This is a genomic window from Streptomyces sp. NPDC019937 (genome assembly GCF_040631655.1).
Classification (GTDB): Bacteria; Actinomycetota; Actinomycetes; order Streptomycetales; family Streptomycetaceae; genus Streptomyces.
The window spans coordinates 233,377-257,890 of sequence record NZ_JBEYAL010000005.1 but is presented as its reverse complement, the minus strand read 5'-3'; the positions used below and the strand labels follow the sequence as shown (position 1 = coordinate 257,890).

Sequence of the window (24,514 nt, the reverse complement as noted above, 5' to 3'; positions counted from 1 at the left end):
AGTGGAAATGTGAGCGGTCATCACGTCAGGACCTTCCGAATTCATTGTTGATGAGGTCGAAGATGTCTTCGGCCGAGGCGGATTCGATATCGAGGTCATCGTCGTCGGTACCGTCCGCGGCCGCCTCGTTCTCCGTCTCGTGCCATGTCCGCAGCAGCGCTTCGAGTCGCGCCGTGACCCGCTCGCGTTCCGCCTTGTCGTCGGGAACGTGGGAGAGGGTGAATTCCAGCTTGTCGATTTCCGCGAGGGCCGGGAGTTCCGGGGTGGTGTCCTCGCCGAGGAGGTCGGCGCGCAGCTGGTCGGCGAGCACGCTGGGCGTGGGGTGGTCGAAGACCAGGGTGGCGGTGAGCCGGAGCCCGGTCGCGGCGCCCAGCCGGTTGCGGAGTTCGACGGCGGTGAGGGAGTCGAAGCCCAGCTCCTTGAACGCCCGGCCCGCCTCGATGGCCGTGGTGTCGTCGTGTCCGAGGACGGCGGCGACCTCCGTGCGTACGAGGTCGAGCAGCACGCGGTCGGCCTCGGGGCCGGTGAGCCCCGCCAGCCGCTCCCGCAGCGCCTCCGCCGGGTCGTCGGCCGGGCCGTCCTCAGCGGGGTCCGTCGCGGCGAGGGCGTTGCGGACCTCGGGCAGGTCGGCGATGAGCGGACGGGGGCGGGCCGCGGTGAAGGCGGGGGCGAAGCGGTCCCAGTCGACGTCGGCGACGGCGATCGTGGTCTCACCCCGCTCCAGCGCCTGCTGGAGGGCGGCGATGGCGGACCGCGGGGCCATGACCGGCAGTCCGCGGCGGCGCAGCTGCTCGGCCGCCTCGTCGTCGGCGACGAGCCCGCCGTCCGCCCACGGGCCCCAGGCCACGGAGGTGGCGGCGGCGCCACGGGCGCGGCGCTGTTCGGCGAGCGCGTCCAGGTGGGCGTTGGCCGCGGCGTACGCGCCCTGGCCACCGCTGCCCCACACCCCGGCGATGGAGGAGAAGAGCACGAACGCGTCGAGGTCGGTGTCGCCGAGCAGCGCGTCCAGGTGGGTGGCGCCCGCGACCTTCGCGGCGACCACGTCGGCGACATCGGCCGGTGTGGTGTCCGCGAGCGGCGCGAACTGCCCGGCGCCCGCGGTGTGCACGACGGCGGTGAGCGGGTGGCCGGGGTGTTCGTCCCGGATGCGATCCAGCAGCACGGCCAGCGCCTCCCGGTCGGTGACATCGCAGGCGGCGACGGTCACCTCGGCGCCCAGCGCGGTCAGTTCGGCCGTCAGCTGGTCGGCGCCGGGGGCCTGCGGTCCGCGGCGTCCGGCCAGCACGAGGTGGTCGGCGCCGCTCGTAGCCAGCCAGCGGGCGACGTGCGCGCCCAGCGCCCCGGTGCCGCCGGTGACCAGCACCGTGCCACGGGGCCGCCACGGCTCGGCATGCCCCGTGACGGACTCCGCGTGGGCGAGCCTGCGGGCCAGCACTCCGGCCGTACGGATCGCGAACTGGTCCTCGTGGGCCTCGCTGCCGTGTCCGCCGAGCACGCCCGCGAGACGGTCGGCGGTGCGTTCGTCGAGGGTCGCGGGCAGGTCGACCAGGCCGCCCCAGCGCTCGGGGTGCTCCAGGGCGACCACCCGTCCCAGGCCCCACACCTGCGCCTGTGCGGTGCTGCGCGGGGGCTCGGAGGCTGCGGTGGACACCGCGCCGGTCGTGGCGCACCACAGCGGGGCGTCCACGCCCGCGTCGCCGAGGGCCTGCACCAGCACGCCGGTGCGCAGCAGCCCGGTGAGCGCGGCGCCGTGTTCGGGGTGCGGGTGCTCGTCCAGGGCGAGCAGGGACAGCACGCCGTGGACGGGGGCACCGGCCGCGGCCCGGCGGACGCGGTCGGCGAGCGCGTCCCGGTCGAGGTCCGCGCCACTGGCCATGCTGATCCGCCGGATGTCGGCGCCCCGTTCGGCCAGCGCGTCGAGCAGGGTCCGTACGGTGGCGGCGTGGCCGTCCGGTTCGGCGACCAGCCACACCCCGGGGGCCGCGGCGAGACGCGGCTCTTCCAGCGGCTTCCAGGTGACGCGGTAGCGCCAGCCCTCGATCGCGGACTGCTCGCGCTCGCGGCGCCGCCACGCGGACAGGGCCGGGAGCAGCGCGCTCAGCGGCTGGTCCACATCGAGGCGCAGGGTGTCCGCCAGCGAGGCGAGGTCGTCGCTCTCGACCGCGTCCCAGAAGCGGGCACCGGCCGCGTCGGTGGTCGTGCCGGGCGTGTTCCGCGCGGCGCCGTCGAGCCAGTAGTGGCGCCGCTGGAACGCGTACGTGGGCAGGTCGACGCGGTGCGCGCCGGTCCCGGCGAACAGCGCCTCCCAGTCCAGCGCCACGCCCCGGACGTGCAGGGCGGCGAGGGCGCCGGCCAGGGTTTCCGTCTCGGGGCGCCCGCCGCGCAGCACGGGTACGAAGGCCACATCATCGGCGCCGTCGTCGGTGACACAGTCCTGCGCCATGGCGGACAGCACACCGTCCGGGCCGAGTTCGACGTATGTGGTGACGCCCTGGGCCTCCAGGGCGCGGACGCCGTCGAGGAAGCGGACGCAGTGGCGTACGTGGCGCACCCAGTAGTCGGATCCCATGCCCAGCTCGTCGGTCACCGGCCGCCCGGTGACGGTCGAGAGGACCGGGATGCGCGGAGCGCTGTACGTGAGGCCCTCGGCGACCTTGCGGAAACCGGCGAGCATGCCGTCCATGTGCGGGGAGTGGAAGGCGTGGCTGACCGCGAGCCGCTTCGTCTTACGACCCTGCGCCTCGAAGGACGCAGCGATGTCCAGAGCCGCGTCCTCGTCGCCCGCGACGACCACCGATGTGGGGCCGTTCACGGCGGCGATGCTGACGCCGTCGGTGAGCAGCGGCGCCACCTCGTCCTCCGTGGCCTGCACCGCGATCATCGCGCCACCGGCCGGAAGCTCCTGCATCAGACGGCCACGGGCGGCCACCAGCTTCGCGGCGTCCGCGAGCGACAGCACGCCCGCCACATGGGCGGCGGCCAGCTCGCCGATGGAGTGCCCGGCGAGGACATCGGGCCGCAGCCCGGCGGCCTCGGCCAGCCGGAACAGTGCCACCTCGACCGCGAACAGGGCGGGCTGGGTGAAGGCCGTCCGGTCCAGCAGCTCCTTGTCGGCGCCGAACAGCACGTCGTACAGCGGCCGTTCGAGGTGCCGGTCCAGTTCGGCGCAGACCGCGTCCAGCGCCTCGGCGAACACCGGGCTGGCCTCGTACAGCTCACGTCCCATGCCGAGCCGCTGGCTGCCCTGCCCGGTGAAGAGCACGGCCGTACGGCCTTCGGCGGGCGAACCCTGGACCAGCTGCGCGGCCGACTCGCCGCGCGCGAGGGCCGCGAGGCCCGCGAGCAGCCGGTCCCGGTCGGGGCCGAGGACCACCGCGCGGTGTTCGAGCGCGGACCTGGTGGTGGCCAGCGAGTACGCCACGTCCACGGCGTCGAGCGCCGGGTCGGCGGCGACGTGGGCGCGCAGCCGCTCGGCCTGGTCGCGCAGGGCGTCGGTGGATTTGGCCGACAGCGGCCAGGCGAGCTGCTCCGGCCGTACGACGGGACGCCGCGCCGCGCCTTCGGCCGCCTCGTCGTGCTCCGGGGCCTGCTCCAGCACCGTGTGGGCGTTGGTGCCGCTGAAGCCGAACGAGGACACGCCCGCCCGGCGCGGACGGCCGGTCTCCGGCCACCGCGTCTGCTCCGTCAGCAGTGACACCGCACCCGCCGACCAGTCGACGTGCGGCGACGGCTCGTCCACGTGCAGGGTCCGCGGCAGCACCCCGTGGCGCATGGCCATCACCATCTTGATGATGCCCGCGACACCGGCCGCGGCCTGGGTGTGGCCGATGTTGGACTTGATGGCGCCCAGCCACAGCGGCCGGTCCGGGTCCCGCTCCTGCCCGTACGTGGCCAGCAGCGCCTGCGCCTCGATCGGGTCGCCGAGCCGGGTGCCGGTGCCATGCGCCTCGACGGCGTCCACCTCGGCGGCCGACAGGCCCGCACCGGCCAGCGCCTGGCGGATGACCCGCTGCTGGGCGGGGCCGTTGGGGGCCGTCAGACCGTTGCTCGCACCGTCCTGGTTGATCGCGGAACCCCGGACGACGGCGAGCACCGGGTGGCCGTTGCGGCGCGCGTCCGACAGCCGCTCGACGAGCAGCATGCCGACGCCCTCGCCCCAGCCGGTGCCGTCCGCACCGGCCGCGAACGCCTTGCAGCGGCCGTCGGCGGCCAGCCCGCGCTGACGGCTGAACTCGATGTACGCGCCGGGGCTCGACATGACCGTCACCCCGCCCGCGAGCGCGAGCGAACACTCGCCCTGCCGCAGCGCCTGGATCGCCCAGTGCAGCGCCACCAGCGAGGAGGAGCAGGCCGTGTCGACGGTGACCGCCGGGCCCTCCAGACCGAAGGTGTAGGCGAGCCGGCCGGACACCACGCTCGCCGCGTTGCCCGTGCCGAGGTAGCCCTCGACGCCCTCCGGGACGGTGTGCAGGGAGGCGTCGTAGTCCTGACCGTTGGATCCGACGAAGACACCGGCCGAGGTGCCGCGCAGTGTCGCCGGGTCGATGCCCGCCCGCTCGAAGGCCTCCCAGGAGGTCTCCAGCAGCAGCCGCTGCTGCGGGTCCATGGCCAGCGCCTCACGCGGCGAGATCCCGAAGAACGCGGCGTCGAACCGTCCCGCGTCGTACAGGAAGCCACCCTCGCGGGCGTAGAAGGTGCCCCGCTTGTCGGGGTCCGGGTCGTACAGCGCGTCCAGGTCCCAGCCCCGGTCCGCCGGGAACCCGGCGATCGCGTCCCCGCCCGCCGTCAGCAGCTGCCACAGCTCCTCGGGGGTGGTGACACCGCCCGGGAAACGGCAGCTCATCGCGACGATCGCGATCGGATCGTCGTCGACCGAAGCCATGCCGACCGGTGCGGATTCGGTGGCGACGGCCTCGGAGGCCACGAGTTCGGCCCGCAGATAACCCGCCAGCGCGGTGGCCGTCGGGTAGTCGAAGACCAGGGTCGCGGGCAGCTTGACGCCGCTCGCCGCGCCGAGCCGGTTGCGCAGCTCGACGGCCGTGAGCGAGTCGAAGCCCAGCTCCCCGAAGGCCCGGTCGGCGCCCACCGATTCGGTGCCGTCGTGGCCGAGGACCGCGGCCACCTGCGTACGGACCAGGTCCAGCAGCAGCCGGTCCCGGTCTGCCTCGCCCAGCCCGGCCAGCCGCGCGGCGAGCGACGAGGCGTCAGAGGTGTCCCGTCGCGGCTCCGCCACCTCCGCCACGTCGGCCACGTCGGCGATGAGGCGGCTCGGCCGTACGGCGGTGAAGTCCGTTGCGAACCGGGCCCAGTCGATGTCCGCGACGGCCACCGCCGCGTCGTCCAGGTCCAGCACCCGCTGCAGGGCGGCCATCGCCCGCCCGGCGTCCATCGGCGGCAGCCCGCCATGGCGCAGCCGCTGCTCCAGCGCGTCGTCCGCCACCATGCCGCCCTCGGCCCACGGGCCCCAGGCGATCGACGTGGCGGGCAGGCCCTCGGCGCGGCGCCGCTCGGCGAGCGCGTCCAGGGACGCGTTGGCGGCCGCGTAGTTGGCCTGGCCCGCAGCGCCGAACGTGCCGCTGATCGAGGAGAACAGTACGAACGCCGACAGGTCCAGCTCGCGCGTCAGCTCGTCCAGATGCGCCGCGGCGGTCACCTTGGCGCGCAGTACGGCCGTGAAACGCTCGGGAGTGAGCGCGTCGAGTACGCCGTCATCCAGCACGCCCGCCGTGTGGAAGACGCCGGTCAGCGGCAGCTCCTCCGGGAGCCCGGCCAGCAGCCGCGCGAGCGCGTCCCGGTCGGCCGCGTCGCAGGCGGCCACCGTCACGCGGGCGCCGGAAGCGGTGAGTTCGTCGCGCAGCTCGGCGGCGCCGGGGGCGTCCGGGCCACGGCGGCTGGTGAGCACCACATGCTCGGCGCCGTTCGCCACCAGCCAGCGCGCCACCCGTGCGCCCAGGGCGCCCGTACCGCCCGTGACCAGGACGGATCCCGCGCCCGGCCGCCAGGAGCCACCGGACGACGCGGGCGCCGAGGCCCGTACGAGACGGCGCCCGAACACACCCGACGCACGCACCGCGACCTGGTCCTCGCCACCGGCCCCGGCCAGCACCTCCGCCAGCCGCGCCACCGCACGCTCATCGGGCGCACCGGGAAGGTCGACCAGACCGCCCCAGCGCTCGGGCAGCTCCAGCGCCGCCACCAGGCCCAGCCCCCACAGCTGCGCCTGGTCCGGGCCGACCGCCCCGTCCGAACGCCCCACGGCCACCGCGCCCCGCGTGGCCACCCACAGCGGCGCGCCGATGCCCGCGTCGCCCAGGGCCTGCGTCAGCGCGGCCGTCCGCAGGAGGCTGTCGCCCTCGGCGAGGGCCAGCAGGGACACCACACCGGCCACGGCGTCGTCGCCGACCGCCGAGGTGAGGTGTGTGGCGACCGCGGCACGGTCGGCGTCGGCGGTCAGCTCGACCTGCGTCACCTCCACGCCGCGGTCGGTCAGCATCCGTACGAGAGCGGTGGCCCAGACGGGCTCGCCGGTCGTCTCCGCCGGGGTGACCACCAGCCAACGGCCGCTGAGCGGCGCGGCGGTGGAACGGTCGGACACCGGCTTCCACGACACCCGGTAGCGCCAGCCGTCCACGGCCGAACGCTCCGCCTGCTGCCGCCGCCACGACGACAGCGCGGGCAGCAGCGCCTCCAGCGCCCCGTTGTCCTCGCCGCCCAGGTCGAGGGTGGCGGCGAGCGCATCGAGGTCTTCCCGCTCCACGGCCTCCCAGAAGCGGGCGTCCACCGTGTCCTGGGGTGTGGCGGTGGGCGTCGTGATGTCCAGCCAGTAGCGGCGGCGCTGGAAGGCGTACGTCGGAAGCTCCACGCGCCGCGCGCCGGTCCCGGCGTAGAACGCCGCCCAGTCGGGCGCGCTCTGACGCACCCGCACCCCGGCGAGGGCGCCGGTCAGCGTCTCGGGCTCGGCGCGGCCGCCGCGCAGGGCGGAGAGGAAGGCGGCGGTGTCGCCCTCGATGAGGCAGTCCTGCCCCATGCCGGAGAGCACGCCGTCGGGGCCGAGTTCGAGGTACGTGGTGACGCCCTGGGCTTCGAGCGTGCGGATGCCGTCGAGGAAACGGACGGCCTCGCGGACGTGGCGCACCCAGAAGTCAGGCGCCGCGATCTCCTCGGCGGAGACGACGGCACCGGTCAGGTTCGACACGATCGGGATGCGCGGGGCCTCGTACGACAGCCCCTGCGCGACCTCACGGAACGCCTCCAGCATCCCGTCCATGCGCGGCGAGTGGAACGCGTGGCTGACCGCGAGCCGCTTGGTCTTGACGCCCTGCGCCTCGAAAACGTTCGCGATCTGCACGGCGGCGTCCTCATCACCCGCGATGACCACGGAGGTGGGCCCGTTGAGGGCGGCGATGCTGACGTGCTCGGTGAGCAGCGGCGCCACCTCGTCCTCGGCTGCCTGGACGGCGATCATCGCGCCACCGGCCGGAAGCTCCTGCATCAGACGCCCACGCGCCGCCACCAACTTCGCCGCGTCCGCGAGCGACAGCACACCCGCCACATGCGCGGCGGCCAGCTCACCGATCGAATGGCCCGAGAGGAAGTCCGGACGCACACCCCACGCCTCGACCAGCCGGAACAGCGCCACCTCGACCGCGAACAACGCAGGCTGGGTGTAACCGGTCCGGTCGAGCACCGAGGCGTCAGCCCCGAACAGCACCGACTTCAGCGGTGTTTCGAGGTGCTGGTCCAGCGCGTCGCACACCGTGTCCAGCGCCTCCGCGAACACCGGGTAGGCGTCATACAGCTCACGCCCCATCCCCAGCCGCTGGCTGCCCTGGCCCGTGAACAGGAAGGCGAGCTTCCCGGCGACCGGCGAGCCCTGGACCACGCCCGCGGCCGGTTCACCGGCGGCCAGCGCCGTCAGACCGCGCAGGAAGCCCTCGCGGTCGCGCGCCACCAGCACCGCGCGGTCCTCGAAGGCGGTACGCCCGGTGGCCAGGGTGTAGCCGATGTCGGCGAGGTCCGTCTCGTCGGCGACGCTCAGCCGGTCGCGCAGGCGGCGGGCCTGGTCGCGCAGTGCCTCCTGGCCCATGGCCGACAGCGGCCACGGCAGCACACCGCCGGGGCTGTCCGCTACGGGCGCCTCGATCGCCTCGGGCTCGAAGACAGGTGCCTGCTCGATGATGGTGTGCGCGTTGGTGCCGCTGATGCCGAACGACGACACACCCGCCCGGCGCGGACGGCCCGGCTCGGGCCACTCCCGCGCCTCCGTGAGCAGCGAGACCGCACCCTCCGTCCAGTCGACGTTCGGGGACGGCGCGTCGACGTGGAGGGTCTGCGGCAGCACACCGTGCCGCATGGCCATCACCATCTTGATGATGCCCGCGACACCGGCGGCGGCCTGCGTGTGCCCGATGTTGGACTTGATGGACCCCAGCCACAGCGGCCGCTCCGCGTCCCGCTCGCGGCCGTACGTGGCCAGCAGCGCCTGTGCCTCGATCGGGTCGCCCAGCGTCGTCCCCGTGCCGTGCGCCTCCACCACGTCGACATCGGCGGTGGTGAGCCGGGCGCTGCTGAGCGCCTGGCGGATGACACGCTGCTGCGACGGGCCGTTCGGCGCCGTCAGACCATTGGACGCGCCGTCCTGGTTGATGGCGGAACCCCGCACCACCGCCATCACGGGGTGGCCGTTGCGGCGCGCGTCGGACAGCCGCTCCACGAGCAGCATGCCCGCGCCCTCGGCCCAGCCCGTACCGTCCGCGCCCGCCGCGAACGACTTGCAGCGGCCGTCGGTGGCCAGCCCGCGCTGACGGCTGAAGTCCACGAACGTCTCGGGAGTGGCCATGATCGCCACACCGCCGGCGAGGGCCATGGTGCACTCCCCCGCGCGCAGCGCCTGGATCGCCCAGTGCAGCGCGACCAGCGACGACGAGCACGCGGTGTCGACCGTGACGGCCGGGCCCTCGAGCCCGAAGGTGTAGGCGACCCGGCCCGAGGCGATGCTGCCCGCGTTGCCGGTGCCGACGTAGCCCTCGACACCCTCCGGGATGCCGTCCAGGCCGGTGACGTAGTCGTGGTACATGACGCCCGCGAACACGCCGGTCCGGCTGCCGCGCACGGTCGACGGGTCGATGCCCGCCCGCTCGAACGCCTCCCACGACGTCTCCAGCAGCAGTCGCTGCTGCGGGTCCATCGCCAGGGCCTCACGCGGCGAGATCCCGAAGAACGCCGGGTCGAAGTCGGCGGCGTCGTGCAGGAAGCCGCCCTCGCGGGTGTACGAGGTGCCCGCGTGGTCGGGGTCCGGGTGGTACAGGCCGTCCAGGTCCCAGCCGCGGTCGACGGGGAAGCCGGAGATGCCGTCGCCACCCGCGGCGACGAGATCCCACAGCTGCTCGGGCGTGCTCACACCGCCCGGGTAGCGGCAGCTCATGCCGACGATGACGATCGGATCGTCGTGCACCGCGGGCGCCACGCCCGTGCCGCCGGTGGCGGCGGGTGCCACGGATTCCTCGGCGCCCAGCAGTTCGTCGCGCAGATAGCCGGCGAGGGCGGTCGGGGTCGGGTAGTCGAAGACGAGCGTGGCCGGGAGGCGCAGTCCGGTCACGGTCTTGAGGTCGTTACGGAGTTCGACGGCGGTGAGCGAGTCGAAGCCCAGCTCCTTGAACGCCCGCCCCGGTTCGATCGCATCGGCCCCGCCGTGCCCGAGCACGGCGGCGACCCGACCGCACACCAACTCCAGCAGCTCACGGTCCTGTTCGGGCCGCGCGAGCCCGGCCAGGCGCCGTACGAGCGTGGAACCGTCGGCGGTGGCGGCAGAGGTGGCGGCCCGCCGCACCGGGGCCCGCATCAGGCCACGGAACAGGGCCGGTACGGTGCCGGTCGCGGTGGCCTCGGTGCGCAGCCCGGCGTAGTCGAGCCGCATCGGGAACAGCACGGCCGTACCGTTCGCGTGTGCCGCGTGCGCCGCGTCGAAGAGCGCAAGCCCCTCGTCGGCGGCTATCGGGGCGACGCCACCGCGCGAAATGCGGCGCAGGTCGACGTCGTCCAGCTCGCTGCCCATGCCCGCGCCGGACCACAGTCCCCAGGCCAGCGCGGTGGCGGGAAGCCCCTGGGCGGCGCGGTGCTGGGCAAGGGCCTCCAGGAAGGAGTTGGCGGCGGCGTAGCTCGCCTGCCCCGGCGCGCCGAACACGGCGGCGGCGCCGGAGAACAGCACGAAGGCCGACAGGTCGTGTCCACGGGTCAGCTCGTGCAGGTTGAGCGCTGCGTCCACCTTGGGGCGCAGGACGTTGGCGACGCGCTCGGGCGTCAGCGAACCGATGATCCCGTCGTCCAGGACTCCCGCCGTGTGCACCACGGCGGTCAGCGGACGCTCGGCCGGGATCGTGGCCAGCGTCGCGGCGAGCGCTTCGCGGTCGGCCACGTCGCAGGCCGCCCAGGTCACGGTGGCACCGGCCGCCGTCAGTTCGGCGGTCAGCGCGTCGGCGCCGTCGGCGTCGGCGCCACGGCGGCTGACCAGCAGCAGGTGGCGTACGCCGTGGGCGGCGACGAGGTGGCGGGCGAAGAGGCCACCGAGGGTGCCGGAGGCGCCGGTGAGCAGCACGGTGCCGTGCCCGCCGAAGGACGGGCCCGCGGCGTCGTTGCCGTCGGCGACCGGCGTCCGGGACAGCCGTGGCGCGTACGCCACTCCCCCGCGCAGCGCCACCTCGGGCTCGTCCAGGGCCAGCGCGGCGGGCACCGTACGGTACGAGTCCTCCCGGCCGTCCACGTCGAGCAGCACCAGGCGGGCCGGGTTCTCCGACTGCGCGGAGCGGAACAGTCCGCGCACGGCGGCCTGCGGCAGGTGCGCGACGCCCGTCCCCGGCTCGGTCTCCACCGCGCCCCGCGTCAGCAGCACGAGCCGCGACTCGGTGAACCGCTCGTCGGACAGCCACGACTGGAGCAGGGCCAGCATGTCCTGGGTGGCGGTGTGCACGGCGGCGGCGTCGACGCCGTCACCCTGACCACCGATGAGCACAGTGCTGGGCGCGGGCGCCCCCGCGTCGACGGCCTGACGCAGCGCCGCGAGGTCGCGGTACGCGGCGAACCGCACGCCGAACGTGTCCTCCGGGATGGGATTGGTGCCCAGCAGCGCCCAGCCGCCCGTGTCCGTGCCCGTGCCCGTCGCGGGCGCCGGGACCGCCGTCCAGTCCAGCCGGAACAGCGATTCGTGCAGCCCGCCCGATGCCGCGCGCACCTGGTCGACGGATGCGGCCCGCAGCGCCACGGACTCGACGGTGGCGACCGGCCGCCCCGTACCGTCGGCCACCAGCAGTGAGACGGTGTCCCGCGACTGCTCGGTCACCCGCACCCGGAGCACATCCGCCCCGGCCGCGTGCAGCTGGACGCCGTTCCACGCGAACGGCAGCAGCGCGCCCTCGGCCGGCGCCGCCTCCCGGTCGGCGCTGTCGAGGCCGATGACGTGCAACGCGGCGTCGAGCAGCGCCGGATGCAGCCCGAAGCGCCCGGCTTCGGCGCCCGCCGTGAGCACGGTGTCCTCGGGGAGCGCGACATCGGCGTACAGGTCGCCGCCGAGCCGCCACGCGCCCCTGAGCCCCTGGAACACCGGCCCGTACCCGAGCCCCGCCCCGGCCAGGTCCGCGTACAGTCCGTCGACCGCGAGGGGCGTGGCGCCCTGCGGCGGCCACGCGGCCAGCTCGTCGGGCGCGGTGGTCCGGGTGCCGACCGTCAGCACACCGGTGGCGTGGCGCGTCCACGGCTCGGTGCCGAGCGCGTCCTGCCTGCGGGAGTGAAGACTGAACGCGCGGGCGCCGGACTCGTCCGGCCCGTCCACGACGAGCTGCACCCGCACCCCGGTGTGCTCCGGCAGCACGAGCGGGGCTTCCAGGGTCAGTTCGTCCAGCCGCTCGCAACCGACCTGCGCACCGGCGGCACTCGCCAGCTCCACGAAGGCCGTACCGGGCAGCAGCACCGTGCCCATGACGGCGTGATCGGCCAGCCAGGGGTGGGTGCGCGTGGACAGTACGCCGGTGAGCAGCAGGCCATCGGCATCCGCGAGCGCCACGGCGGCGCCCAGCAGCGGATGGTCGATGTCCCCCAGCCCGATGGACTCGGGGTCGCCCGCCGCCAGGGCCGCGGCGCTGGGCCAGTAGCGCTGGCGCTGGAAGGGGTACGTCGGCAGCTCGGCGGGCTCGATGCGGGCCGCGCCCGTTCCGCCGAGGACGGCGTCCCAGGCCAGCGGCACGCCCCGGACGTACGCGCGGGCGGCCGCGGTGGTCAGCGCCTCGGCCTCGGGGCGGTCCTTGCGCAGCGCCGAGACGAACGCGGCGTCATCGCCGGTCACGCACTCCTGGGCCATGGCCGTGAGCACGCCGTCGGGGCCCAGCTCGACGTAGGTGGTGACGCCCTGGGCTTCGAGCGTGCGTACGCCATCCAGGAAGCGGACGGCGTCGCGGACGTGGCGCACCCAGAAGTCAGGGGTCGCGATCTCCTCGGCGGAGACGACGGCACCGGTCAGGTTGGACACGATGGGGATGCGCGGGGCCTCGTACGTCAGCCCCTGCGCGACCTCGCGGAACGCGTCCAGCATCCCGTCCATGCGCGGCGAGTGGAACGCGTGGCTGACCGCGAGCCGCTTGGTCTTCCGCCCCTGCGCCTCGAACGAAGCCGCGATCTCGACAGCAGCGTCCTCGTCACCCGCGATGACCACCGACGACGGGCCATTCAGCGCGGCAATGCTCACCCGCTCGGTGAGCAGCGGCGCCACCTCGCCCTCGGCGGCTTGGAGGGCGACCATCGCGCCACCGGCCGGAAGCTCCTGCATCAACCGCCCACGCGCCACCACCAACTTCGCCGCATCCGCCAGCGACAACACACCCGCCACATGCGCGGCGGCCAACTCACCAATCGAATGCCCCGACAGGAAGTCCGGCCTCACACCCCACGCCTCGACCAGCCGGAACAACGCCACCTCAACCGCGAACAACGCAGGCTGCGTGAACCCCGTCTGATCCAGCACCGCCGCGTCATCCCCGAACAGCACATCCCGCAACGGCCGCTCAAGGTGCAGATCCAGATGCGCACACACCTCATCCAGCGCATCCGCGAACACCGGATAGACGTCATACAACTCACGCCCCATCCCCAGCCGCTGACTCCCCTGTCCCGTGAACAGGAACGCCACCTTGCCCTCGGCCACCGAACCCTCGACCAGGCCGGGCGCGGACTCGCCCCGTGCCAGAGCATCCAGCGTCCGCAGCAGCTCATCGCGGCCGTTGACGGTCAGCACCGCACGCCGCTCCAGGGCGGCGCGGCCGACGGCCAGCGCGTGGGCGACGGCGAGCGGCGCCGCGTCGGGGCGCGTGTCGACGTAGGCGCGCAGCCGCGCGGCCTGCTCCCGCAGCGCTTCGGGGTTCTTGGCGGACAGCGGAACCGACACCACACCGCCGGGCGCGTCATCCGGCGTGGCGGCGGGCGCAACCGCCGGGGCCTGCTCGATGATGGTGTGCGCGTTGGTGCCGCTGATGCCGAACGAGGACACTGCGGCCCGGCGCGGGCGGTCCGTCTCCGGCCACTCCCGCGTCTCGCTCAGCAGCGCGACCGCGCCCGCCGACCAGTCCACATGCGGCGACGGCTCATCCACATGCAGCGTCCGCGGCAACACTCCATGACGCATCGCCAGCACCATCTTCATCACACCCGCGACACCAGCAGCCGCCTGCGTGTGCCCGATGTTGGATTTGATGGACCCCAGCCACAGCGGCCGGTCCGCGTCCCGCTCCTGCCCGTACGTGGCCAGGAGTGCCTGCGCCTCGATCGGGTCGCCCAGCGTCGTCCCCGTACCGTGTGCCTCCACCACATCCACCTCGGCGGCGGACAGTCCGGCGCTGGTCAGCGCCTGGCGAATGACCCGCTGCTGCGACGGCCCGTTCGGCGCGGTCAGACCATTCGACGCACCGTCCTGGTTGACGGCCGAGCCGCGCACGGTGGCGAGGACGGGGTGGCCGTTGCGGCGCGCGTCCGACAGCCGCTCCACCAGCAGCATGCCGACGCCCTCACCCCAGCCGGTGCCATCCGCACCGGCCGCGAACGCCTTGATACGACCGTCAGCGGCAAGCCCGCGCTGACGGCTGAAGTCGATGAAGTTCTCCGGGGTGGACATCACCGTGACGCCGCCCGCCAGCGCCATCGAGCATTCGCCCTGACGCAGCGCCTGCGCCGCCAGATGCAGCGCGACCAGCGACGACGAGCACGCCGTGTCGACCGTGACCGCCGGGCCCTCGAGCCCGAAGGTGTACGAGATCCGCCCGGACACCACGCTCGCCGCATTGCCCGTGCCCACGTGGCCCTCAAGCCCCTCGGGCATCGCCATCAGCAGCGACAGATAGTCCTGTCCGTTGGTACCGGCGAAGACACCGACCTGCTGACCGCGCAGCGCGGTCGGGTCGATGCCCGCCCGCTCGAACGCCTCCCACGACGTCTCCAGCAGCAACCGCTGCTGCGGATCCATCGCCAGCGCCTCACGCGGCGAAATACCGAAGAAGGCCGGGTCGAAGTCCGCGACGTCGTAGAGGAAGCCGCCCTCGCGCGTGTACGAGGTGCCCTGACGGTCCGGATCCGGGTCGTACAGTCCCGCCAGGTCCCAGCCACGGTCCGCCGGGAACTCCGAGATCGCGTCCCCGCCCGCCGTGAGCAGCTGCCACAGCTCCTCCGGCGTCCGCACCCCACCCGGGAAACGGCAGCTCATCGCCACGATCGCGATCGGATCGTCGGCCACCGCGAGCTGCGGCGTGGCGGTGCCGCCGGTCGCCGTCGCCTCGGCGCCCAGCAGTTCCGTCCGCAGGTGGTCGGCCAGGGCGGTGGCGTTCGGGTAGTCGTAGATGAGCGTGGCGGGCAGCCGTAGACCTGTCGCCACGTTCAGCCGGTTGCGGAGTTCGACGGCGGTGAGCGAGTCGAAGCCCAGCTCCTTGAAGGCGCGTCCTGCCTCGACCGATTCGGCCCCGCCGTGCCCCAGCACCGCCGCGACCTGCGTACGGACCAGCTCCAGCACCGTCTGGGCACGCTCGGTTCCCGTCAGGCCCGACAGCCGTTCCGCCAGCGTGCCGGTGCCTGCCGACGCCGGGCGCGGTGTGGCATTGGCGGCACCCGGGGCGGGCCGCGCCTCGGACAGCTCGGCGAACAGCGCGCTGGGCCGTACGGCGGTGAACTCCGCGAGGAAACGTTCCCAGTCGATGTCCGCGACGGTCACGGCCGTGTCGTCGTGGTCGAGCGCCTGCTGCAGCGCGGTCAGCGCCAGCTCGGGCGCCATCGGCAGCATGCCCTCGCGGCGCATACGCCGCTCCAGCGCCTCGTCGGCCGCCATGCCACCATCGGCCCACGGACCCCACGCGATCGACGTAGCGGGCAGCCCCACGGCCCGGCGCTGCTCGGCGAGCGCGTCCAGGTAAGCGTTGGCCGCCGCGTAGTTACCCTGACCGGCTGCGCCCACCGACCCGGCGAGGGAGGAGTAGAGGACGAATACCGAGAGGTCCAGGTCGCGGGTCAGCTCGTGGAGGTTCTGCGCGGACGCGGCCTTGGCACGCAGCACACGCTCCATGCGCTCGGCGTCCAGCCCGTCCACAAGTCCGTCGTCCAGGACGCCGGCCGTGTGGATAACACCGGTCAGGTCCGGCACCGACGCCAGCAACTCCCCCAACGCAACCCGATCAGCCACATCACACGCGGCGACCGTCACCCGCGCACCCGACGCGCACAGCTCATCCCGCAGCTCCACCGCACCCGGAGCACCCAGACCACGACGACTGCTCAACACCACATGCTCAGCACCATTCGCCACCAACCAACGCGCCACCCGCGCACCCAACACACCCGTACCACCCGTCACCAGCACCGAACCCGCACCCGGCCGCCAACCCTCACCCGACGACGCGGACGCAGACGCCCGTACCAGCCGACGCCCGAAGACCCCCGACCCACGCACCGCAACCTGATCCTCACCACCAACCCCGGCCAACACCCCCGCCAACCGCGCCAACACACGCTCATCCACCGACTCCGGCAGATCAACCAACCCACCCCACCGCTCCGGCAACTCCAACGCCGCCACCCGACCCAGACCCCACACCAACGCCTGACCCGGAACCACCCCACCATCCGAACGCCCCACCGACACCCCACCACGCGTCCCCACCCACAACCGCGCACCCACACCCGCATCACCCAACGCCTGCACCAACACAGCCGTACCCAACAAACCCCCGTCACCGCCCCCAAGAGCCAACAGCGACACCACACCCGTCACCGCCACATCACCAACCGCCACCCGCAGCCGCTCAGCCATCGCCGCCCGGCCATCCCCAACACCCAGCTCGACCTGACGCACCTCCACACCACGCTCAACCAACATCCGCACCACACCCGCGGACCACACACCCCCAGCCCCACCAGCCGGAACCACCACCAACCAACAACCACCCGACACCCCAGCCGACCGGTCCCTCACCGGCCGCCACGACACCCCATAACGCCAACCAGCCACCACCGAACGCACAGACTCCTGCCGCCGCCACCACGACAACGCCGGCAACACCTCACCCAACGACAGCCCCGGATCCACCTCCAACTCCGCAGCCAGCGCAGCAACATCCCCACGCTCCACCACATCCCAGAACCGCCCATCAGCCACATCAGCCGCACCACCCGAAGCGGCGGGGGCGGTCGGCGCCTCCTCCAGCCAGAACCGCTCGCGCTGGAAGGCATACGTCGGCAACTCGACCCTGCGGGCACCGGTGCCCGCGAAGTAGGCCGCCCAGTCCGGTGCCACGCCCCCGACATGCAGCCGGGCGAGGGCGGTGGTCACCGACTCGCACTCGGCACGCCCCCTGCGCAGAGCGGGGGTGCAGAGGGCGGCGTCGCTGTCGAGAAGACAGTCCTGTGCCATGGCGGTGAGCACACCGTCCGGGCCCAGCTCGACGTACGTGGTGACCCCCTGGCCCTCCAGCACCCGCACACCATCGAGGAAACGCACGGCCTCGCGGACATGCCGCACCCAGAAGTCGGCGGTCGTGATCTCCTCGGCGGACACCACGGCGCCAGTCAGGTTGGACACGATCGGGATCGTCGGGGCCTCGTACGACAGCCCCTCGGCGACCTCACGGAACGCCTCCAGCATCCCGTCCATGCGCGGCGAGTGGAACGCATGGCTCACCGCGAGCCGCTTGACGTTACGACCCTGCGCCTCGAGCGAAGCCGCGATCTCAACAGCAACGTCCTCATCGCCCGCGATGACCACCGACGTCGGGCCGTTCAGCGCGGCAATGCTCACCCGCTCCGTCAGCAGCGGCGCCACCTCGTCCTCCGACGCCTGCACCGCGACCATCGCGCCACCGGCCGGAAGCTCCTGCATCAACCGCCCACGCGCCACCACCAACTTCGCCGCATCCGCCAACGACAACACACCCGCCACATGCGCGGCGGCCAACTCACCAATCGAATGCCCCGACAGGAAGTCCGGCCTCACACCCCACGCCTCGACCAGCCGGAACAGGGCCACCTCTACCGCGAACAACGCAGGCTGAGTGAACGCCGTCTGATCCAGAACCGCCGCGTCATCCCCGAACAGCACATCCCGCAACGGCCGCTCAAGGTGCAGATCCAGATGCGCACACACCTCATCCAGCGCATCCGCGAACACCGGGTAGGCGTCATACAACTCACGCCCCATCCCCAGCCGCTGACTCCCCTGCCCCGTGAACAGGAACGCCACCTTGCCCTCGGTCGCCAAGCCCTCGACCAGGCCCGGCGCGGACTCACCCCGCGCCAGAGCATCCAGGCGCGCGAGGAATTCCTCGCGGTCGGCGGTGACGAGCGCCGCGCGCTGCTCCAGCGCCGTGCGGCTGGTGGCGAGCGAGAAGGCGAGGTCGGCCGTGCTCAGCTCGGGACGGGCCCGGAGGTGGGCGGCCAGCTGGGCGGCCTGGGCGCGCAGCGCCTGCGCGTCCTTCGCCGACAGCAGCCACGGAAGCGTCTCCAGCGCACGCGGCTCGGACACCGTGTCCGGGGCCTCGATGGCGGGGGCCTGCTCGATGATGGTGTGCGCGTTGGTGCCACTGAGCCCGAACGACGACACACCCGCGCGGCGCGGGCGGCCCGTCTCCGGCCACTCCCGCGTCTCGCTCAGCAGCGCGACCGCGCCCGCCGACCAGTCCACATGCGGCGACGGCTCATCCACATGCAGCGTCCGCGGCAACACCCCATGACGCATCGCCAGCACCATCTTCATCACACCCGCGACACCAGCAGCCGCCTGCGTGTGACCGATGTTGGACTTGATGGACCCCAGCCACAGCGGCCGGTCCGCGTCCCGCTCCTGCCCGTACGTGGCCAGCAGCGCCTGCGCCTCGATCGGGTCACCCAGCGTCGTCCCCGTACCGTGCGCCTCCACCACATCCACCTCAGCGGCAGACAGGCCAGCACCGGCCAGCGCCTGGCGGATCACCCGCTGCTGCGACGGACCGTTGGGTGCCGTCAGACCATTCGACGCACCGTCCTGGTTGATCGCAGAACCCCGCACCACCGCCAGCACCGGGTGGCCGTTGCGGCGCGCGTCCGACAGCCGCTCCACCAGCAGCATGCCGACGCCCTCACCCCAACCGGTGCCATCCGCACCGGCCGCGAACGCCTTGATCCGCCCATCCGCCGCCAGCCCGCGCTGACGGCTGAAGTCGACGAACGCCTCCGGCGTGGACATCACCGTGACACCACCGGCGAGCGCCATCGAGCACTCACCGCTCCGCAGCGCCTGCACGGCCATGTGCAGGGCGACCAGCGACGACGAGCACGCCGTGTCGACCGTGACCGCCGGGCCCTCGAGCCCGAAGGTGTACGAGATCCGACCGGACACCACACTCGCCGCGTTGCCCGTGCCCAGGTGCCCCTCAAGCCCCTCGGGCGGGGTGGAAACGAGCCCGGCGTAGTCCTGGCCGTTGGTCCCCGCGAAGACACCGGTGCGGCTGCCGCGCAGCGCCGCCGGGTCGATGCCCGCCCGCTCGAACGCCTCCCACGACGTCTCCAGCAGCAACCGCTGCTGCGGATCCATCGCCAGCGCCTCACGCGGCGAAATACCGAAGAACGAGGCGTCGAAATCGGCCACGTCGTAGAGGAAGCCGCCCTCGCGCGTGTACGAGGTGCCCTGACGGTCCGGATCCGGGTCGTACAGCCCGGCCAGGTCCCAGCCACGGTCCGCCGGGAACTCCGAGATCGCGTCCCCGCCCGCCGTGAGCAGCTGCCACAGCTCCTCCGGCGTCCGCACCCCACCCGGGAAACGGCAGCTCATCGCCACGATCGCGATCGGATCGTCCTCGACGGTCCCAGCGACATCGCCACCCTGGACGATGGCGGACTGGGCGCCGATCAGCTCCGTGTGCAGATGCTCGGCCAGGGCGGCCGACGACGGGTAGTCGTAGATGAGCGTGGCGGGCAGCCGCAGACCGGTCGCGGCACCGAGCCGGTTGCGCAGCTCCACGGCGGCGAGCGAGTCGAAGCCCAGCTCCTTGAACGCCCGCCCCGCCTCGACCGCCTCGGCCCCGCCGTGCCCCAGCACCGCCGCGACGTGCGTACGGACCAGCTCCAGCAGCACGCGGTCCTGCTCGGCCCGCGGAAGCCCCTTCAGCCGCTCCGCCAGAGGGGACGCGGCGTCGGCATCGGTGATCACACGCCCGGTGTCCGGACCCGTCGCGGACCGCGGCGCGGCGATCTCCGGCAGGTCGGCGATCAGCGGGCTCGGCCGTACGGCGGTGAGGGTGCCGACGAAGCGGTCCCAGTCGATGTCCGCGACGGTCACGGCCGTGTCGTCGTGGTCGAGCGCCTGCTGCAGCGCGGTCAGCGCCAGCTCGGGCGCCATCGGCAGCATGCCCTCGCGGCGCATACGCCGCTCCAGCGCCTCGTCGGCCGCCATGCCACCATCAGCCCACGGACCCCACGCGATCGACGTAGCGGCCAGCCCCTCGGCACGCCGCCGCTCGGCCAGCGCGTCCAGGTAGGCGTTGGCCGCCGCGTAATTGCCCTGACCGGCCGCGCCGACCGATCCGGCGATCGAGGAGAAGAGGACGAACGCGGAAAGGTCCAGGTCACGCGTCAGATCGTCCAGATGCGCCGCCGCGTCGACCTTCGCGCGGAGCACCGAGGCGAACCGCTCGGGGGTGAGCGAGTCCAGTACGCCGTCGTCCAGCACGCCGGCCGTGTGGATAACACCGGTCAGGTCCGGCACCGACGCCAGCAACTCCCCCAACGCAACCCGATCAGCCACATCACACGCGGCGACCGTCACCCGCGCACCCGACGCGCACAGCTCATCCCGCAGCTCCACCGCACCCGGAGCACCCAGACCACGACGACTGCTCAGCACCACATGCTCAGCACCATTCGCCACCAGCCAACGCGCCACCCGCGCACCCAACACACCCGTACCACCCGTCACCAGCACCGAACCCGCACCCGGCCGCCAACCCTCACCCGACGACGCCTGGACCGATGCCCGTACGAGCCGACGCCCGAAGACCCCCGACCCACGCACCGCAACCTGATCCTCACCACCAACCCCGGCCAACACCCCCGCCAACCGCGCCAACACACGCTCATCCACCGACTCCGGCAGATCAACCAACCCACCCCACCGCTCCGGCAACTCCAACGCCGCCACCCGACCCAGACCCCACACCAACGCCTGACCCGGAACCACCCCACCATCCGAACGCCCCACCGACACCCCACCACGAGACGCCACCCACAACCGCGCACCCACACCCGCATCACCCAACGCCTGCACCAACACAGCCGTACCCAGCAAACCCCCGTCACCGCCCCCAAGAGCCAGCAGCGAGAACACACCCGTCACCGCCACATCACCAACCGCCACCCGCAGCCGCTCAGCCATCGCCGCCCGGCCATCCCCGACACCCAGCTCGACCTGACGCACCTCCACACCACGCTCAACCAACATCCGCACCACACCCGCGGACCACACACCCCCAGCCCCACCAGCCGGAACCACCACCAACCAACAACCACCCGACACCCCAGCCGACCGATCCGTCACCGGCCGCCACGACACCCCATAACGCCAACCAGCCGCCGTCGCACGCTCAGACTCCTGCCGCCGCCACGACGACAACGCCGGCAACACCTCACCCAACGACAGCCCCGGATCCACCTCCAACTCCGCAGCCAGCGCAGCAACATCCCCACGCTCCACCACATCCCAGAACCGCCCATCAGCCACATCAGCCACATCAGCTGCACCACCCGAAGCGGCGGGGGCGTTGAGCCAGTAGCTCTGGCGCTGGAAGGCGTACGTGGGGAGGTCGACGGTGCGGGCGCCGGTGCCGGCGTACGGGGCGGCCCAGTCGGCCTTCTTGCCGCGTACGTACGCCAGCGCCACGGCCGCGGTAAGGGTTTCGCCCTCCGGGCGGGAGGCGCGCAGCACGGGCGCGTACCGAGCGCTCTCGGCGTCGGTCAGGCAGTCCTGGGCCATGGCGGTGAGCACGGCGTCGGGGCCGAGTTCCAGGAAGGTGGTGGCGCCCTTGTCGGCCAGGGTGTGGACGGCGTCGAGGAAGCGCACCGCGTCGCGGACGTGACGTACCCAGTATTCGGGCGAGCACAGTTCGTCGGCGGTGGCGGGCCGCCCGGTGACGGTGGAGACGACGGGGATGCGCGGCGGCGCGTACTCCAGCACCTGGGCGACGCGCCGGAACTCGCCGAGCATGCCGTCCATGAGCGGGGAGTGGAAGGCGTGGCTGACCGTCAGCCGCTTGGTCTTCCGGCCCTGCGCCTCGAACGAAGCGGCGATCTCGACAGCGGCATCCTCGTCACCCGAGATCACCACCGACGTGGGCCCGTTCACGGCGGCGATGCCGATCCGCTCGGTGAGCAGCGGCAGCACCTCGTCCTCGGACGCCTGCACCGCGACCATCGCGCCACCGGCCGCAAGCTCCCGCATGAGCCGCCCACGCGCCGCCACGAGCGCGGCGGCGTCCTCCAGGGAGAACACCCCCGCCACATGGGCGGCGGCGATCTCGCCGATCGAGTGTCCGGCGAGCAGGTCGGGGCGCAGTCCCCAGGATTCGACGAGGCGGTAGAGGGCGACCTCGACGGCGAACAGGGCGGGCTGGGTGTAGTCGGTGCGGTCGAGCAGGACCGCCCCGGGCGAGCCCTCCTCGGCGAAGAGCACGTCGAGCAGCGGGTGTTCCAGCTGCTCTTCGAGGTACCAGCAGGCGTCGTCGAGGGCTTCGGCGAAGACGGGGTACGTGGCGTACAGCTCGCGGCCCATGCCGAGGCGCTGGCTGCCCTGGCCGGTGAACAGCAGGGCGAGCTTTCCGGCGGCGGGGGCGCCCCGGACGACGGACGGGGCCTCGCCGCCCTCGGCGAGGGTGCGCAGCGCGGCGAGGGCGCCGTCGCGGCCGTCGGCGAGGAGCACGGCGCGCTGTTCGAAGGTGGCGCGGGTGGTGGCCAGGGAGTGGCCGATGTCGGTGAGGGCGAGGCCGGGGTGGGCCTCCAGGTGGTGCAGGAGCCGTTCGGCCTGGGCGCGGAGGGCGTCGGTGGTCTTGGCCGACAGGATCCAGGGCAGTACGGCGGGGGCGGGGTCCCCGGCCGCCTCCTCGGCGTCCTCGTCGGCGGCGGGCGGCTGCTCGATGATGGCGTGTGCGTTGGTGCCGCTCATGCCGAACGACGACACGCCCGCGCGGCGCGGGCGGCCGGTCTCCGGCCATTCCCGTGCCTGTGTGAGGAGTTCGATGTCGCCCGCGGCCCAGTCGACGTGCGGGGTGGGCTGGTCGATGTGCAGGCTGCGCGGCAGTACGCCGTGGCGCATCGCCATGACCATCTTGATGACGCCGCCGACACCGGCCGCGGACTGGGTGTGGCCGATGTTCGACTTGAGCGAGCCGAGCCACAGGGGCCGGCCCTCCGGCCGCTCCTGCCCGTAGGTGGCGAGCAGCGCCTGGGCCTCGATGGGGTCGCCGAGCGTGGTGCCCGTACCGTGCGCCTCCACGGCGTCCACGTCGGCGGGTGAGAGTCCGGCGCCGGCGAGGGCCCGGCGGATGACGCGCTGCTGGGCGGGGCCGCTGGGGGCGGTGAGGCCGTTGCTGGCGCCGTCCTGGTTGATGGCGGTGGAGCGGACGACGGCGAGGACGCGGTGGCCGTTGCGGCGCGCGTCGGACAGCCGCTCCACGAGCAGCATGCCGACGCCCTCGCCCCAGGCGGTGCCGTCGGCGGCGGCGGCGAACGGCTTGCAGCGGCCGTCGGGGGCCAGGCCGCGCTGGCGGCTGAAGGCGATGAACGAGCCGGGGTTGGCCATGACGGCGACGCCGCCCGCGAGGGCGAGCGGGCATTCCCCGCTGCGGAGGGCCTGGACGGCGAGGTGGAGCGCCACCAGCGAGCCGGAACACGCGGTGTCGACGGTGACGGTGGGGCCCTCGAAGCCGAAGGTGTAGGCGATGCGGCCGGAGGCGACGCTCGCGGCGTTGCCGGTGACGAGGTAGCCCTCGAAGCCCTGTTCGGCCTCGTGCAGCCGGGGGCCGTAGTCCTGCTGTTCGGCGCCGACGAACACCCCGGCCCGGCCGCCGCGCAGGGCCGCGGGGTCGATGCCCGCCCGCTCGAACGCCTCCCAGGAGGTCTCCAGCAGCAGCCGCTGCTGCGGGTCCATCGCCAGGGCCTCGCGCGGCGAAATTCCGAAGAACGCCGGATCGAACTCATCGGCGTCGTGCAGGAATCCGCCCTCGCGGGCATAGCTGCTGCCCGCCTTGTCCGGGTCGGGGTCGTAAAGCCCGTCGAGATCCCAGCCCCGGCTCACCGGGAATTCGGAGATGACGTCTTTTCCGCCTGCGACGATATCCCACAGCTCTTCGGGTGAGCCGATCGCGCCGGGAAATCGGCAGCTCATTCCGATGATGGCGATGGGCTCGTCGTCGGCTATGGGGCCGCGGTCCGTCGCGGCGGAAGGCAGGCCGTCCGCGGCGTCCGCCCCGAGGAGTTCGGTCCGCAGCTGGCGGGCGAGGTCGGCGGGGGTGGGGTGGTCGAAGGCGAGGGTGACGGGCAGGCGCAGTCCGGTGGCGGCGGTCAGCCGGGCGTGCAGGTCGACGGTGGCGAGGGAGTCGAAGCCCAGGTCGAGGAAGGGGCGCTGGGGGTCGAGGACCTCGGGCGCCTTGTCCTTGAGGGCCTGGGAGATGACCTCGGCGACCCACTCGGTGAGGGCGTCGGCGCGCTCGGCCTCGGGCAGTTCGGAGAGCCGCGCCCGCCACGGGGACGCTCCGTCAAGGCCGTTGGAGGCTCCGTCGGGGCCGCTGGAGGCCTCGCCGGGGCCGCTCCCCCGCTTTTCGGTGTGCTCGTGCGTGAAATCCACGGACTCACTCACCATCGCGCGCCCCATTACCCTCGCAGACATAAACCAAACCGTAGGTCAGCCTTACACAGGGCGGTGCGGCAAGAAACCCCTTCAAACCCCCTATGGACCCCTACCGTACCCGGGGAGTCC

Annotated in this window: 1 protein-coding gene; it reads right to left on the bottom strand. The window is 73.1% G+C overall.

What is annotated here, in order from left to right; translation table 11 throughout:
- Positions 1 to 25 precede the first annotated feature (25 nt).
- Positions 26 to 24,382, bottom strand: coding sequence for a type I polyketide synthase (locus tag ABZ562_RS06805; protein WP_361474952.1), 24,357 nt, complete (start codon positions 24,380 to 24,382; stop codon positions 26 to 28).
- Positions 24,383 to 24,514: the final 132 nt, after the last annotated feature.